Here is a 15,875-nt window from a genome sequence, read left to right on the forward strand (position 1 = left end):
GTGTCTTGCAATATGCTAATATATTTTTGATTTAGAGGCTTAAGCTTAAGCTATTTAGATGTTAAAATTGCTAATGCTTTTTGGACATGTTCAGCTGTTTCGATACCTAAATCTGTTAAATAGCCACCATCATCCTGGCTAACTAAGTTTTTTTCATGCAGTCGCTTTATCGCTGCAACTGTTTCTGGTGCTGCTGTGTTGTGAACTTTAATACCTTCGAGTGTCGATGTTAACTTGTAACGTGCTAAAATAGTCAGTTCTTCAACAAGTTCGGATGAAATGGGCATAGTATAATTCCTTATTTTTAAAATGTAGTCGTGATTACTTTGTGTTATTTTATACCACTAAGAGGCAGGCAAAATACAGTAATATCTCAGAATAGAGATAATAGCCACAATATAGAGAAATGAAATGATGAAAATTCTTATGAGAGTCGCAATGTTTATTGTGATTGGAACCACCTTAGTTACCATTATGGGCAGAATGCAGCCCGGGAATGAAAGTAACTATACCGTAATGTATTCCGATTTTATTGAAAACATACGCAATGGTTCTGTGTCTGAAGTTACAATTAGTGGGGAAAAAGTAAAAGGTAAGCTGCGTAACGGAGAGCGATTTATTACCTATAACCCGGGTGATGATCATCTGATAGATGATCTAATTGAGTATGGGGTTAGAATAAAAGTAGTCACGCCTGAAAAACAATCCATGCTGACTCAAATTTTTATTTCCTGGGCACCGATGTTGTTATTGATAGCGGTGTGGGTATATTTTTTCCGCAAACAACAAGGCGGTGGTGCCGGTGGTGGCGGTGGTCAGATGGGCATGGGCAAGAGCCGGGCAAAGTTATTAGAAGAAGATGAGATTACAGTAGGCTTTGCCGATGTTGCCGGAGTAGAAGAGGCAAAAGAAGATGTGATGGAAATGGTGGATTTCCTTAAGGATCCATCAAAATACGAATATGTGGGCGGTAAAATTCCCCATGGTGTACTAATGGTTGGACCACCAGGAACCGGTAAAACATTATTGGCTCGTGCGATAGCTGGTGAGGCGGGCGTGCCATTTTTCTCAATTTCAGGTTCTGATTTTGTGGAAATGTTCGTCGGGGTAGGGGCTTCGCGTGTGCGTGATATGTTTGAACAAGCTAAAAAACGCGCACCTTGTATTATTTTTATCGATGAGATTGATGCAGTAGGTCGTCAGCGTGGTGGTTCTGGACCAGGCGGGGGCGGTAATGATGAGCGCGAGCAAACACTTAATCAGTTACTGGTAGAGATGGATGGTTTTAGTGGTAATGAAGGTATTATCGTTATTGCCGCGACCAACCGCTCTGATGTATTAGATAAAGCATTATTAAGACCGGGACGTTTTGATAGAGAAGTGCATGTAGGCTTGCCGGATATAAAAGGCCGTGAGCAAATCTTGAAGGTGCATGGTAAAAATATACCTCTGGATAAAGATGTCAATATTAAGGATTTAGCGCGTGGTACACCGGGTTTTTCAGGAGCTGAATTGGCTAACCTAATGAATGAAGGAGCGTTGCTAGCGGCACGAAATAATAAGCGTGTGGTGAATATGAATGACTTAGACCGGGCGCGTGATAAATTACTGATGGGCGCAGAAAAACGATCTATGGTTATGCGTAAAGAAGATTTATTAATGACTGCCTACCATGAGGCGGGTCATGCCATCGTCGGACAGAATGTACCTGAACATGATCCTGTGTATAAGGTGAGTATTATGCCGCGTGGCGGTGCTTTAGGTATTACCATGTTTTTACCTGAGCGGGATCAATACAGTGCGAGTAAAGATAAGCTGGAAAGTCAGATATCAGGACTGTTCGGTGGGCGTGTTGCCGAGGCCATTATTTACGGAAAAAATAAAGTAACGACAGGTGCATCAAATGATATAGAACGTGCTACCCAGTTAGCGCGTAATATGGTAACCAAATGGGGCTTGTCGGACAAACTGGGGCCTATGGACTATGGAGACAGTGAGGGCTATATGGGCTCGCAAAGTAAGCCTATGTCTGAACAAATGGCAAAAATAATCGATGATGAAGTACGTGTCGTTATCGATAAAAATTATCAGCGAGCCGAAGATATTTTAAATAACAATCTTAATATCTTACATAATATGGCGCATGCATTGATGGATTGGGAAACGATCGATAAATACCAGATTGCAAAATTATTAAAGGGTGAAAAAATAGACCCTCCAGTTGATGAGCCGGACGAAGATGAGCCGACAGCGCCTTTAGCTACTGAGAATGAGCCTGAAGCTGATATTGTTGCGGAGAATGATGATGCACAATTAGGTGGGAGTTCTGGCGTACATGGACATCAGGAAATGTAGGGATGTAAGGCACCTGTAAATAAATAAGCGTCCAATATTTGGGCTGGATTTTTGTTTGTCATTAGTGCTGTAGAAGTAGGCACATAGCTGGCTACGTAACTATTTCTACAGTGCTAATGACGGGCAAAAAGACCAGCAAAGTTGGATGGTTATTTGTTTCCAGGTGCCTAAGCTAAGGTATTTTGCCTTATGCTTGCAACCAAGAAGTGTGAAAAGCGGGCTTTTTGTCCGCTTTTTTTTGCTTAGTACATTTACAGTAACAGGGCTAATAGGCAATGAATAGTATTAAACTTGAATCATCCTGGAAAGACGTATTGCAAGACGAATTCACTAAGGATTATATGCAGGCCTTAGGTGAATTTTTACGGCAAGAAAAACGTCAGGGTAAAACGGTTTACCCACATGCAAATGAGTTTTTCGCTGCTTTGAATTTAACTCCTTTTGCAAATGTTAAAGTCGTAATACTAGGACAGGATCCCTATCATGGGCCTGGGCAAGCACATGGGCTTTGCTTTTCTGTTGCCCCCGAGGTTACGCCTCCGCCATCACTACTGAATATATATAAAGAATTGAGCACTGATCTTACTGTTCCTCTTCCTGAGCATGGCTGTTTAGTGAGTTGGGCGATGCAAGGTGTGTTGTTATTAAATAGCGTGCTGAGTGTGGAAAAAAACCAGGCAGCAGCGCATCAGGGGCAGGGCTGGGAACGTTTCACCGATACTGTGATTGCCAAGCTTAATGAACAGGCAGAGCATGTGGTGTTTATGCTTTGGGGCAGTTATGCGCAGAAAAAAGGGAGTTTTATAGATACTAGCAAACATCTGGTAATAAAAGCGCCACACCCGTCGCCCCTATCAGCATATCGTGGGTTTTTTGCTCAGAAACCATTTTCCCGTGCTATTGAGTATTTGCTGAATAATGGAATAACACCTATTGAGTGGCAATTGCCTGCTAATAGTGTTGCAATCGCGCAATTTAAGCAGGCTCAGGAAATTAATCTAGCAACTGGACTATAGAGCATTATTTCTTAGAGTTGAATCTAGAAGGCTTAACAGCTTGGTTTTTGACGAATAATTGCAGCAATAAAAAATCAAGTTAAATAACACCTAAATCCTGCAAGCCCATATTTTGACTCTCATTAACCTGTCTAGCTAAGTGGTTATTAGGTTTTTACTGCCGCTTTGCCAGCCCTCTTTGTCCAACCGATCAAAATATCCAGATTTAAATCATAAATAGAGGAAATTTTTTGTATCGTATGGATATCCCCCGAGCCCAAGGCAATAAACACCCTGCCAACGTGCCATGACCTTTTAATCAAAGTGACTTAACTTCGGTTAATGTTAAGCGAGTAACCCCACCTTAACCCAATCATCCCATTCCTGTGGATAGAGCGGATCTGCAGGTGTTCTGACTCTCAGCTGATTATTGCCTGTGAGTAATTTTCCAGCCACCCGAATCAGATAAGTACGAAGTGTATCCGGCTCCCATTGGCACAACGTTTTGTTGCCACTCAATTGAGCCATCCAGCGCACGGTATTGTAGGCAAGAACGGCGCAATGAAATAATGCGGCATTAGCCAGAAATTGATTCGTTCTGATTTTACCTAAACCCATTTGTGATTTTGCTTCTTCAATCCATGTTTCGCACGTCGCTCGTTCACCATACTTCTTATGTGTTTGCCAAGGCGATAGAGGTTCAGTTGTTACATAACAAAAATAGTCATATTCTGCCGTATCCCAAAGCTCGGACTGAGGTCCTGTCACTTGTTTAGGTTGCTTTATCCTGACCGCGACAAACTGACGAGAGCGAGACCAGCCACCACAACGATATTGAAACTCGCTCTGCTCCCAACCGGGTCGGCCTTGTATGGCTGTCCAGGCCTGTTTGGCCAGCAATGCGTTCAAATTCTTAAGTTTAACCTTTATTAGATACCCATGCCCTCTGGTATCGAGAAATTCAAGCAAATCACCGACAAAATAACCACTGTCACCGCGAAAAATAATGCGCATCCGATTGGGCAAGTGTGCAAGTAACTGTTTGGTAAATTCTACAACACCATTGCTTGTAAAGGCATTGCCTGTCCGGAACCAGGCTTGTAAAATTTCTTTTGTTTCCGCTAGAAAAGCGAGTTGTGGATGGTATGAACGGGCACCTTTCTTTTTGGGGTTGAAGCCTTTGGCACTTCCTTCTTGTCGACCACAAACGGTGTCCACAGTTGAATCGACATCGACCCACTGGACGGATTGTATGCCAGTTTTCGATTTTCCGGAACGAAGCAATCGCCGCCAGTGTTGACCACGCAAAGTATGCGTGAGCGTTTCAAACTGGCTTATCTGCCTATCACTTACTTCTTTAAAGATCCGTAAAATTGTGGTTTCAACAGGAATCTTTATCCAGCCAGCTACTTTGCGCAGTACGCTATCTGCCCATACGGTCGTCACCTTTGCCATTGATGTTGCTCCCCCCATCATGCCAACCAACGTCAATAGAACCACATCAGATAAGTGATGGTCTGCATTTTCACCCCGCCGATGTGGAACGCTTTGTTTTACGGTTTTTTCAAAACCTATCCTGTCTAAATATTTCACGACGGGAATCAGTCCCGCCTGGCTTGTCAATCCATGTGCTGTAGATGTCATTTTTACCGTTCGGGTACGGTTTCTTACGTGAGATGAGGATTTTGATACTTTAGAGGGCTTCATTAAAACAATGAGATAGTGAAATCAGGAAAATGATATTATATCATTGTTTAATAAGGAGTTTTGTGGATTATTATGTATAATGCTTGCAGGATTTAGGTAACATTGTTTATTTACTTAACGACATTTGTCAGCTTTATATGTGTTCTAGTCTATACTTTAGCGAAATATATGGTAACTATGCTGTATTAACCTTTAAGGATTTGGTAATATAGATCTAGGTTAAATATAAATAGGAGACAAAAAAATGAACTTAAAAAAATTAACAGCTGCTTCATTTTTGTTAACAGGGATAGCAATGTCTCCGTTTGCATTAGCACAGCAATCTTTCGATGGCCATAATATAAATTTGAAATTTGAAATTTGGAATTCAGGAGATATTACTTCAGTGAAGGGAGTAACAAATGAGGTGATGATTTTTGCAAGTGATGCTACTGACCCGGATGAACAGAATTTTTATGTATTCACTGAGGGTGTAAGTACGTTTGACTGGGATATTGACTTTAATCAGAATATGATTAAATTAACTTATACATCTATTGAGGCTCAGGATTTTGATAATCAATATATGTATGAATATTCAACAGGCTTTCATTTCGAAGATACCGATGATAGTTTACCTGATATAGTAAATGTACAAGTTGATACCCATTTTGCACCTTTTGGGCTAGATCCAGAATTAATAATGTTTGATAAAAATAATATTTATGTCAATTTAGATGGTTCGATGTGTCATATTGCAGGGATGGGAAGCATGCCAAACTGCGCTAACCCCGACAGTCCTACTGGTTATGATAATGAAATTAAGTTAATTGTTGAATTTGCCGCTGGTGATGCTGGAGAAGCTGTGGATACGGAAACAATTGATAAATTATATGACTGGGCTGAGGCTAAGTATCCAGAATTTTTCCCTACACATCAAGACTCAATGGATGTAATGGGGTACTATGCGCGTTTTTACTCGGTTAGTAATGTTTATATGGGTGCACAAAATGGTCATTTGTATGTATACGGCCCCCAATTTGGTGGTTTGATTGATGCGGGTGCGCTTAGCCATTGGGTAGAGCAAATGGAAATGGATGATACAGATGGCTGCGCGGAAGGTCAGCATATGATGCCAGATGGTATGTGTATGAATAACACGGCTATGTAAGCTTCACAGATATACCTTGATCCATAAAAAACGCCACTTCATTTTGAAGTGGCGTTTTTTTTTGCGTGTGAAGTGTCTGATCAAATAAGTACCTGAACCCAGACAAACATCAGTTATACTTCGCGCGGTCACGGATGCGGGATATAGTGAGCTGATTTTTGTCGATAGTAAAGCCTGTCCCGTACTTGATACGGGGTACTGAAATTGGCGCATAGCTAGCTAAGTAACGGTTTCAGCAATGTAGCTATTAGCAAAACTCAGCGGCTAGAAATTCGCACCCGTGACCTCGCGGAAGTATACTTAGAGACATTTATTGCACAAGCTTAGCCCGTGTGGAGCATGTGGAAAGTGGGTGCACGGCTATCCCTGTATTACGCAAGCTTCATACAGGCTACATTCTGATAATTTTAAAACAGAAAGGGTGAGGCTAAATTGACTTTCAGTCGCCAAGCTTTCAACCCCAACCATCTTTCGGCGGGTGATTGTTTAGTAATCATTCCAACACGCTGCAGTATAAGAGAAATACGTGTAATAGGGCGTGTCATTAGCAGAGCATTAGTTCATGCTCAGGCGAAGCCGCTTATCAGATAAAACTAGCCGGATAATCAAAGTCAACCGTTATTCTTCCCCAGTAAGCTCTTCCCGGTTCGATGAGTTTCTTTAATGCTGGGCCAGCGGCACTTGCTGCGCTACGATTTAAATGTTCGGTATAGGTTTTGTCGAATATGTTATCGATACCAAACTGAAATTTAACTAAAGGGTGTGGTGTATAACCTAGTTGTAATGAGGCAGTAACAAAACCAGCGGTAGGGGTTGTATCCAATGCTACAGTATTACCAAAGCCTGTATGAATACGATCTTGCCTAGCGACTAGGCGCGTATTGACTGAGCCATAAAACACACCATCATCGTACTGTATACCAATATTTCCTTCCAGTGGAGGTGTTTGTGCCAGGGGTGTATTTTGCGTTAGGTTCTGTGCATAGGTATAGGATAAATTACCTGTCAAACTCACTTCATCGGTCACATAATAGGCCGTAAGAAGTTCTGTTCCTGTGCGCTGTGCATCAATATTTAAGGCGCTGGCTCCGCCTTTTACCAGAATGAAATCAGATATATAGCTGTAATATGCTGAAAGCTCAACTGTGAACTCTTCAGCTTGATAAGAAATAATAGCATCTATTTCGTTATTTTTTTCAGGGTTGAGCGCAAATGCATCCATACTGTAAACTTCCCAATAATCTGCAGCCCTTTCAGCATGTCCATAGCCAGCAGACATAGCTAGAGGCAGATTTTCCGCCGCATACTCCGAGCGCAAGAAGCCGGCAAATAAAGTTTGTCTGCGATGCTGGTTTGAGCCAGATAAGACTATGTTGCTGATTTCACCTGCGGCATGCATTGTACCGGTATCTGTACCTAAGGTATCTACTCTGAAGCCTGAAACCCAGCGTAGAGATTCTGTCATTTGATAATTTAATTCCGAAAACGCGGCAAAATTATCAAAAGCTACCAGCTGATTAAGCGGTTTCTGTGAGATGTCTGGTGCAGGGTCCGCAGGAATTCCAGGGATACCACCAGCATAGCCACCAGCCCCCCGGCCTTCATAATTATCATTTTTATAATCAACGCCACTTGTTAATTGCAGTTCTGGATTAATATCAATAACAAACTCAGCTTTTGCATAATTGCGTACCCAGAATTGAGACATTACATTATACCCATGTCCAAAATCAGGGTCCCTATAGCTAAAGTTATCCATTTCATGATCGACATCAGTATAGTTATAGCGTAGGTCGACACTTGCTAGCCAGGAGTTAATATTATTTTTTTGAAGATGTAAATCGTAATTTTGACGGTCTAATTTAGTGACATCCATATGGATGGTCGCGTTACCAATGACACCTTTGCCGGTTAAACCAGAAAATTCAATTAAAGTGTCATCATCGGGTGTGAATCCAATAGAGCCACGGTCATTAGAGGTGTCGTAGAAAGTTTGATCCACGACATTTCCATCACCATCCACATAATCGTCGCCACTGGTGTTATTATGCGTATAAGTTAAAAAGCCATATTCAGTTCCCACCGAACTGTCGATGGAGACAGCTTCCTGGTTAAAGCTACCGTATAAAAAACTGCCATAGGCCTTTGCGCCTATTTCTTCATAGCTAGGTGTATCACGTTCAAAATCAACCGCGCCTGAAATATTATTACCATTAGTAACTGATTGTGGGCCTTTTAGTAAAATAAGAGAATCAAAGGAACCCGGGCTGATATAGGCTGTTGCAGGGTCCATACGATGATTACACACGCCGCCAAAAGGCACGCCATCAATAGAAATGTTTAGCCGTGTGCCACCTAGTCCCCTAAGCATAGGGTCACTGGCAGTTCCACCTTGGCGAGTTACTGAGATCCCAGGGGTTTGTTTTAAGATATCTGCACCATCAGTAGCAATACCTAGGTTTTTCTTTATCAGTTTGATAGATTCAAAGGCTTGACCTGGTTGGTCTGAGGAAATGACCATTGCTTCCAAAGTAACAGCAGAAGGATCTTGTGATACGTCAGTAGGTAAAGAATCAAAGGCTTGATCTGGCGAGTTATTTGGCTCTTGTGAATCTGTTGTTTGAGCATGCTCTTCTGTATTATCGGCATGGCTTATAGAGATTAGGCCGCTGGCAAGAAAGATAGTCAGGGCTTTGCAGAAATTACTAGGCATCATATCCATTGAATGTGATAAATTAAAATCCTTTCGAACAAGTATTATCTTAAAAATTAGCTTATTAGGCTAGTCTTATTTAATAAATAGTGTAAATAACGAATCAGGAGAGTATTGAATGAGAATTATTGTAAAATTGTAAGCAATTTTTTTGATTGCACGCCCTGCTTTCCTGTTTTATTCATTATTAATCAGTGTTAAACCCGGAGGTAAAGCTTCACCAAAGACTTGTTTCTCTTCACTAGCATCCAGCTCTCTAACCGATTCAATCATTTCCAGCCATGTGATAGGTGCTTTGCTGGTTTTCAATTGAGCAATAACTCTTGCACGCAACTCATCATCTATATCTCGCGCTCTATCGCCACTCATACGTGTTATTAAGGTAGCTGCGAAGCCTGCTTGCGGCGTTTTTTTCCAGTCTATTTTTAGTATTTGTTCTAGCCAGATCGATGCTATGTAGGCGGGAACAACAAAGTGCGTACTGGCATGAAAAGGCACGCGCGCGCCGATACGACCAACAGCCCACCAGGTTTGTGCGGGCTCGCTAGCTTTTTGTAAGCGTTTTAACAACCATTCGCCTAATTGTATTTTTTGTTCTACAGGTAAACGTTCGAGTACGGCTGCCAGACGTACCATATCATCATAACCGCGTTGTTTACTTTGCTTGACTGTATTTCCCTGACGTGCAGAGGCGGGGTTCAGGTATTTAGCCAGGTCTTTGAAAATAAGCTCCTGCGCTTCGGTATCCAGGCCGCCTGAAATGCGTCGCCACAAAGTCCACCACTCACTCCAGTTCTGGGTTTCATTTACAAACTGAATATTATTGTTATAGCTTTTCCACAGTTGTTCAACGCGCCAGCTATCCAGCTGGTAACCAAAGCCTGGGCGTAAACAATAGCCCATTAGGTTGAGCCAGACTCGTTCATGATTTGCAGAGCGGCGATGATTTTTACGTACCTCCAGTAATACGGCAAATAATTCACGCAGTAAATGGCTAGACCATTCGCTACGCAAGCCTAAACTTTTTTCAAGGTCTGCGCGTAAACTTTTTACTGCTTTGGGGTTAATATTTTTTGATTTAGAACCAAAAATATCTACAATTAATGTCACAGCACTTGTAAAGCCAGCTGGTAATTCTTTGCTAAATAATACGGCTTTGCTTTTTCTGATTTGAAATTGCACGTCCCAGCGCTGTTGGATATTTTCAATGGCCACACACTGGATTTGCAGGGTGCCCACTTCGGATAGGGTAACTGATAATTCTACGTTCACTGCAGTTGTCGCACTGTCAGTTTGCTGATCGAAGGCTACGGCAAGTGGAGGTAGGGGATGAAAGTCTTCATTTAAAGGAACTATATCGCCTGCTTGATATTCTTTGCCACCTGTAAGAGAAACTAAATGAAAGCTGACAGGCTGTCCCAGACGTAGCAAGAATTGACGGTCTTTTAAAATGATTTCATTGCCTTCTTCACTGCCACGGGGCAGGATACAAACGCCTTGCTGGTCACTTTCAGTACCGACAAGCAGAAAGTAACTGCGCGAAGCACCCCCGCCAATTTTAATCTTTTTATGTTCTCGAGCGATACCATAACTCACTGCTCCGTAAGCGACAGAAAGTTCTGGGTGTTGATTTTCTAGTAAAGTAGGTTCGGCATCACGCCATGAACTAATGAGCTCGATCGTACGTTGAGTGATGGGTTGGCTACGAAATACTCCACCATTAAGGAGTAGTGCATCTGGTACGGTACTATCAGTGCCGAGGGCATTCTTTGCTGCCTGCTGATGGGTTTTTAAAAAGCCGGCTATATGTTTACTAATTGCGGGTTCTGCAGCATAGGGCAGACCAAATTCGATGACACCACTACGTTTTTTATCCGGTAGGTCTGTTAATTTAGAGAGTGGGAAAAAACCATCTAAAGCGATTTCATGCACTTCATCACGTGTTAAATTTACCGAACGAGTGCCACCGATTAGTTTAGCGCCTCCGCCCAGTAAGGTGACATTAGCCTGTTCGGGAGCATTGTCGGCTAATAAACGCTCTTTAGCGATCCTGCATTGTTCCAGCAAATGCGATAAGTCAGCGGCCGATAATTTTTTATTATCAGTACTTAATCTTGACTCTGCTAAATGTGCCAGCGCCAGATCAATATTGTCACCCCCGAGCATTAGGTGATCACCCACAGCTATACGTGATAATTGGGGTTCATCTAAACTATGATCTATTTTAATTAATGTTAAATCGGTGGTTCCGCCACCTACATCACAGACTAATAGCAATTTAATATTATTCAGAGTCTTTTGAAGATTATCACTATGGCGGCGTAACCAGTCATAACAAACAGCTTGTGGTTCTTCTAGTAGTCGAATATGGTTCAGGCCTGCTATTTTTGCTGCTTCCAGAGTTAATGAACGTGCGGCTTCATCGAATGAGGCGGGTACAGTGATGACTAAATTCTGTTGTTCAAATAGAGCGTCAGCAAACTGATGATTCCAGACTTGTTTTACATGTTTTAAGTAACTGGCACTGGCATCAAGGGGAGAGACTTTTAGCACGTCTTCTGTACTGCCCCAGGGTAAAATTGCGGCAGTATGGTCTATAGATGGGTGGGAAAGCCAGCTTTTAGCGCTGCTGACAAAACGGCCCTGTGATTTTGAGCTTAAGGCGCGAGCAGCAGTACCAATAATTGCTTTATCACCCGAAGGTGAGTAAGCCATATCGGCATCGGATAACTCTCCTTCTGCTGGATGATAACGGACCGAAGGTAATAAATCTCGTATAGAGACTTCTCCAGGTGCGACCAGCTGCTGGATGGCAAAAATCTGGATAACTGCATTTTTTTGGCCGGTTTTGGCGTAAGCAACAACGGTGTGTGTTGTGCCTAAGTCTATGCCGATATGATATTGAGCTAATTTGTTGTTCACAAGTGTAATTTCCCGCTCCTGTGCTATGCATAGGATGCGTTGACGATAGGAAACGCATCATTCATGTATGATGCGTTTCGTGCCTCAACTCATCCTATATAGTCACGTCTTTTTGTCACTCTTCGCCAGAGCGCACATCAAATTCAATTTTCCAGCGATTGTCATCTTGATTGGATATTGCCTGTAATGCTAAGGTTCCAATTTCAGTGACAGCGACAGAAAGATGTACGGGAATGACTTCACCGGCTTTACGGTTTTCTTCGGGTAAGGTAATTTCTATTTCATCTAACTCTTCTAGTTCATCATCTGACCAGTAATCCAGACGGGTGCCGACAAGGTCTTCTCGGCGTGTTTTAGAGCCAAAAAAACGGAAGCGCACGGGTTCACCCACAATCACGCCAAATTCGTCATTCGGTAACTCGACTTCAGTACCTTCTTCCATACCAAACGGGGCAATACAAAGGGCTTGAATCTCTGGAGACATACCGGGAACTGCAGGCATGGCACTTTCGACTCCTACGTAATAGGAAGCCGCAGTCCCGCCTTTAATACGTACGCCTTTACCTTTGCGCACATAGCCATAATAAGACGCACCGCGTGCTACCGCTAAATCTAGATCTAGCCCTGTCAAAACCCTCGCATCTTCGGCCTGTTCAGCACGTAACCAGGAATTAATAACATCCATTAAACGGTCGGCAAAGCGAGTTGCTTTTAAGACACCGCCATTAAATAACACGGCACTTGGGTGTATAAATGTTGCATTCCCCGGCAGGCTAATATCACTTAGGTCATCAATTGCGTTTAACTGGCGTGTTAAAAAGCTAGCTAAATGACGTGTAATACCCGCATCCTGAGCATATGGTAAACCGGCTGTACGTAGGCCAGTCCGCGCACGACTAACAGGCTGTTCACTACTAGCCACTTCAGGCAAAAAGCCTTGTAGCAATACTGTATTGATTTCATCCCGATTAAGCTCGGTACGTAGTGTACCGCCAATTAAAGATGAGCCACGATTTGGCACTACGATAGGTATATTATCCGCTTCGTCATTACTAAGAATAGTTTCTTTCGCAGCTCGGCAAGCATGAGTTAAAGCTTGTATTTGCCAACTTTCTAGGCGCTTTCCGCCTTCTTTTTCCAGCTTGGCTTTAAGCGTGTAGGCCAAAGCCAGATCCATATTATCACCACCCAGCAATATATGATCACCGACGGCAATACGCGTTAGGCCTAGCGTACCTCCTTCTTCGGTTACAGCAATCAATGATAAATCGGTAGTACCACCACCGACATCAACCACCAGAATAATATCACCTACATTGGCATGATTACGCCAGTCGCCTTCACTTTTCTCGATCCAGCTATACAGTGCTGCCTGGGGTTCTTCTAGTAAAATAGCATTTTGCAATCCGGCTTTTTTTGCCGCTTCCGCAGTTAATTCTCGTGCAGCTGGATCAAAAGAAGCTGGCACTGTCAGGGTGATTTCCTGGTCTTGTATTGGTGCCTCAGGATGTTGTTTATTCCATGCTGCACAAAGGTGTTCTAAGTATGCAGAGCTGGCTTGAAAAGGCGAAACACGTTCAACATCTTCGGGGGATTCATTAGGTAGAATAGCCGATTTGCAATCCACACCAGCATGACAAAGCCAGCTCTTTGCACTAGAAACCAAGCGAATAGGAGTTTTAGTCCCTAAGTTACGCGCGATTTCACCAACCAGGTAATCAGGTTTAGCCGTCCAGGGCAGGGCGGTTTCACCTTCATTAATTTCAGCTTCATGTGCCTGATATAAAAAAGAAGGTAATTGATCTTTTTCTTCGATTACGCCAGGCGCAGTGAGTTGAGGTATTTGTAGCACCTGTTGAAATATTTCATCAGCATCAGGGTCTGATATATCAGCATAGGAAAGTACGCAATGTGTTGTACCTAAATCGATACCGATGGAGTAATGTGCACCCTTTTCGGCTTGCGCTTCCGTCTGCTTATCATCAGATTCATTGTTATCGTGTTGGTTCTGGTTGTCGAATTCGCTCATAGTTCGACCTCCGCCGCAGCGATAATATTAGCATTATGACCTTCTGTAAGCTTAGGTAATTTAACCTCTTTTACTTGCCAGCCTTTATGCACTAAAGTGCCGGTAAAGGGAGCTTGGCCCACGATATTACCCGTCAAGCGCACTTCAGCGGCATTAAAACCTTTGTTTAAGGTGATTTTGCTACCTTCAGATTCAGCACGAACGTTGGCTAAACTGAAATGCTCCTTAATTACTTTATTACAACCTGAATGTACAACGCGTGCGGCAGCACCAATATCAGCATCACTATAGGCATTAACATCTTCTTTAATAAAATCAATAAAGCGTGCTTCTTTTTGTAACAGGTTTAACAGTTGTAATGCTGCATCAGGTGTTGTTTCTTTTAATACGATAGGTTCTGGGGCTGGAAGTTGAACGATTTTCTCTACTTCTACAATTTTTTCAACCTCAACAATCTTTTCAACAATTTTTACTTCCGGTTGAAGCTTTGGAATCTGTGTGGAAATAGTCTGTTCTTTAGAGCTATCAATTGTTTGAGTTGTAGTTTTACTTCTGCGCATCATGCTAATTAGCAGAGCAAATAGTAGAATAATAACGGTGAGTGCCAGGGCAAACACGGTTGCTGCTAAATAGGCATGAATAGCATCAAAGGTAGTGGGAAATATTTCTAAATCAATTTTATACTGGTTGTTGTTCATAAGGGTTTTAATGTTTTTAAAAATGATCTGCTAAAGACTATGGATCTAACTATTGAATTGCTCCCGATTTACGGGCTGCTTCGGCAAACATTAATGATTTTAATATTCTACGTGTGATATCAATGCGGGTTTTTTTCAGGTAACGGTCGGCTATGACTTCGGGTACACCATCATTTACAAACGTTTCACGGATTTTGCTTAACTCAGGTTCGCATTGTTTGATGACCGCATCGGTAGCGACACGTGATTCAATTTTTTTGTAGCCCTTTTTTTGTGCTTCTTTATAGACACACTGGGTGTAGATATATTTATCTTCCTGTACTTGTTTTATGGTTGCATCGGAAAGGATCGATCCATTCCAGCTTGTAGATTTGGGTTTTGCTGCTGAATCCGCTATTGCCTGTGTCGTTTTGGCTTGTGGCTGGGTACTTGCGGTCGCTGGTGTAGGATTATTGTTTGTCTTCTCGTCAGCACAGGCATGTAGAAACAAGGTACAGAAAATAAGCAATGTAATTTTTTTCATGAGGTATTGATAGTTAATATGCGAAGGGTAATTTTACGCGAATGTAAGGCTATGAACAATGACTCTTGTGTGGACAGAGTATTGCTCAGTTATTTGCAAAGTAGGTATAGATTTTTACTAATGTGGGGGGGTGCTATAGGTTTTACAAGTCAATATTTACAGATTAGTGTGTAAAAAATCCTGCATTTCATCATTCTGTACGCGATGGTAAATTTCTTCTACCGACAAAGTTAAGTCGATTGAGGTAAAAGGTACTTGATCCCCCAGAAAATAATGTTTTGAAATCCAGCCTTCGCTTCTTCTGATCACTTCAATATCAACAATATCCTGTTCTATTAGCACGTATTCTTGTAAAACGGGGCAGTTCATATAAGAGAAGCGTTTGGTCGTTTCATCGATTCTGCGCGTAGATTTTGATAAGACTTCAACTATAATACGGGGGGATTCGGTGTAGTAGGGGCTTGATTCATCAAATTGACAATCGACAATGACATCAGGGTAAAAGAATTTCGAGCCTATTTTTACCTTCATATCCGAACCAAAAGGTTCGCAAGGCGAACCTTCTAGATGATTACCAAATCTTCTAGAAATATTGTTAGCGATTCTTTCATGGTTTGCACTGGCACCCGCCATAGCGTAGATTTGACCATCAATAAGTTCATGCTTAATATCACCAGCGAGCTCATCTTTTAAGTATTCTTCGATACTCACAGCTGTTTGTTGAATCACCGATGACATAATGCACTCCACTTGATAGTTGTGGTAAAGAATTTATTTTACAGT

At 42.2% G+C, this 15,875-nt stretch carries 11 protein-coding genes; 3 read left to right on the forward strand and 8 right to left on the reverse strand.

Annotated features, from left to right (window positions below; all coding sequences use genetic code 11):
- Window positions 1-50: 50 nt before the first annotated feature.
- Window positions 51-287, reverse strand: a complete 237-nt coding sequence (locus tag ACQY3F_RS05290; RefSeq protein ID WP_428353891.1) for a TIGR02647 family protein — start codon at window positions 285-287, stop codon at window positions 51-53.
- A 124-nt stretch (window positions 288-411) separates the two neighbouring features.
- Between ACQY3F_RS05290 and ftsH the strand changes: the two genes are divergently transcribed.
- Together ftsH and ung are read left to right on the forward strand one after the other, a co-directional pair.
- Window positions 412-2,355, forward strand: coding sequence for an ATP-dependent zinc metalloprotease FtsH (gene ftsH, locus ACQY3F_RS05295; protein WP_428353892.1), 1,944 nt, complete (start codon window positions 412-414; stop codon window positions 2,353-2,355).
- Window positions 2,356-2,630: 275 nt separating this feature from the next.
- Window positions 2,631-3,371: a uracil-DNA glycosylase gene (ung, locus tag ACQY3F_RS05300; RefSeq protein WP_428353893.1), complete on the forward strand. Its 741-nt coding sequence runs from the start codon at window positions 2,631-2,633 to the stop codon at window positions 3,369-3,371.
- 324 nt (window positions 3,372-3,695) lie between these two features.
- Here the strand turns inward: ung and ACQY3F_RS05305 are convergent, their stop codons facing one another.
- Window positions 3,696-5,057 (reverse strand): IS1380 family transposase, encoded by a 1,362-nt coding sequence (locus ACQY3F_RS05305; protein WP_428352972.1) that lies wholly within the window; start codon window positions 5,055-5,057, stop codon window positions 3,696-3,698.
- Between the two features lie 244 nt (window positions 5,058-5,301).
- On the opposite strand from ACQY3F_RS05305, the gene ACQY3F_RS05310 reads away from it, so the two are divergent.
- Window positions 5,302-6,207 (forward strand): hypothetical protein, encoded by a 906-nt coding sequence (locus tag ACQY3F_RS05310; RefSeq protein WP_428353894.1) that lies wholly within the window; start codon window positions 5,302-5,304, stop codon window positions 6,205-6,207.
- A 583-nt stretch (window positions 6,208-6,790) separates the two neighbouring features.
- Here ACQY3F_RS05310 and ACQY3F_RS05315 read toward each other — a convergent pair.
- From ACQY3F_RS05315 to ACQY3F_RS05340, 6 genes are all read right to left on the reverse strand, one after another.
- Complete coding sequence (locus ACQY3F_RS05315) at window positions 6,791-8,929, reverse strand: TonB-dependent receptor domain-containing protein (protein ID WP_428353895.1); 2,139 nt, start codon at window positions 8,927-8,929, stop codon at window positions 6,791-6,793.
- 168 nt (window positions 8,930-9,097) lie between these two features.
- On the reverse strand, window positions 9,098-11,842 hold the full coding sequence (locus tag ACQY3F_RS05320; RefSeq protein ID WP_428353896.1) for an Hsp70 family protein: 2,745 nt from the start codon (window positions 11,840-11,842) through the stop codon (window positions 9,098-9,100).
- 115 nt (window positions 11,843-11,957) lie between these two features.
- The gene (locus ACQY3F_RS05325) at window positions 11,958-13,871 is read right to left on the reverse strand and encodes an Hsp70 family protein (protein WP_428353897.1); all 1,914 of its coding nucleotides are present in this window, start codon (window positions 13,869-13,871) and stop codon (window positions 11,958-11,960) included.
- A complete protein-coding gene (locus ACQY3F_RS05330; RefSeq protein WP_428353898.1) occupies window positions 13,868-14,488 on the reverse strand; it encodes a DUF2760 domain-containing protein in 621 nt (206 codons plus the stop codon). The genes ACQY3F_RS05325 and ACQY3F_RS05330 overlap by 4 nt, the downstream gene beginning before the upstream one ends.
- 130 nt (window positions 14,489-14,618) lie before the next feature.
- A complete protein-coding gene (locus ACQY3F_RS05335) occupies window positions 14,619-15,092 on the reverse strand; it encodes a hypothetical protein (protein WP_428353899.1) in 474 nt (157 codons plus the stop codon).
- Between the two features lie 156 nt (window positions 15,093-15,248).
- A complete protein-coding gene (locus ACQY3F_RS05340) occupies window positions 15,249-15,830 on the reverse strand; it encodes a Uma2 family endonuclease (protein ID WP_428353900.1) in 582 nt (193 codons plus the stop codon).
- Between the last annotated feature and the right edge of the window lie 45 nt (window positions 15,831-15,875).

Source organism: Methyloprofundus sp. (genome assembly GCF_965251085.1).
In the GTDB taxonomy this organism is placed as follows: domain Bacteria; phylum Pseudomonadota; class Gammaproteobacteria; order Methylococcales; family Methylomonadaceae; genus Methyloprofundus.

What these genes read in the sequence shown, in the direction of transcription:
- ACQY3F_RS05290 (WP_428353891.1), bottom strand. Translation starts at nt 287, where the DNA reads ATGCCCATTTCATCCGAACTTGTTGAAGAACTGACTATTTTAGCACGT.
- ftsH (WP_428353892.1), top strand. Translation starts at nt 412, where the DNA reads ATGATGAAAATTCTTATGAGAGTCGCAATGTTTATTGTGATTGGAACC.
- ung (WP_428353893.1), top strand. Translation starts at nt 2,631, where the DNA reads ATGAATAGTATTAAACTTGAATCATCCTGGAAAGACGTATTGCAAGAC.
- ACQY3F_RS05305 (WP_428352972.1), bottom strand. Translation starts at nt 5,057, where the DNA reads ATGAAGCCCTCTAAAGTATCAAAATCCTCATCTCACGTAAGAAACCGT.
- ACQY3F_RS05310 (WP_428353894.1), top strand. Translation starts at nt 5,302, where the DNA reads ATGAACTTAAAAAAATTAACAGCTGCTTCATTTTTGTTAACAGGGATA.
- ACQY3F_RS05315 (WP_428353895.1), bottom strand. Translation starts at nt 8,929, where the DNA reads ATGGATATGATGCCTAGTAATTTCTGCAAAGCCCTGACTATCTTTCTT.
- ACQY3F_RS05325 (WP_428353897.1), bottom strand. Translation starts at nt 13,871, where the DNA reads ATGAGCGAATTCGACAACCAGAACCAACACGATAACAATGAATCTGAT.
- ACQY3F_RS05335 (WP_428353899.1), bottom strand. Translation starts at nt 15,092, where the DNA reads ATGAAAAAAATTACATTGCTTATTTTCTGTACCTTGTTTCTACATGCC.
- ACQY3F_RS05340 (WP_428353900.1), bottom strand. Translation starts at nt 15,830, where the DNA reads ATGTCATCGGTGATTCAACAAACAGCTGTGAGTATCGAAGAATACTTA.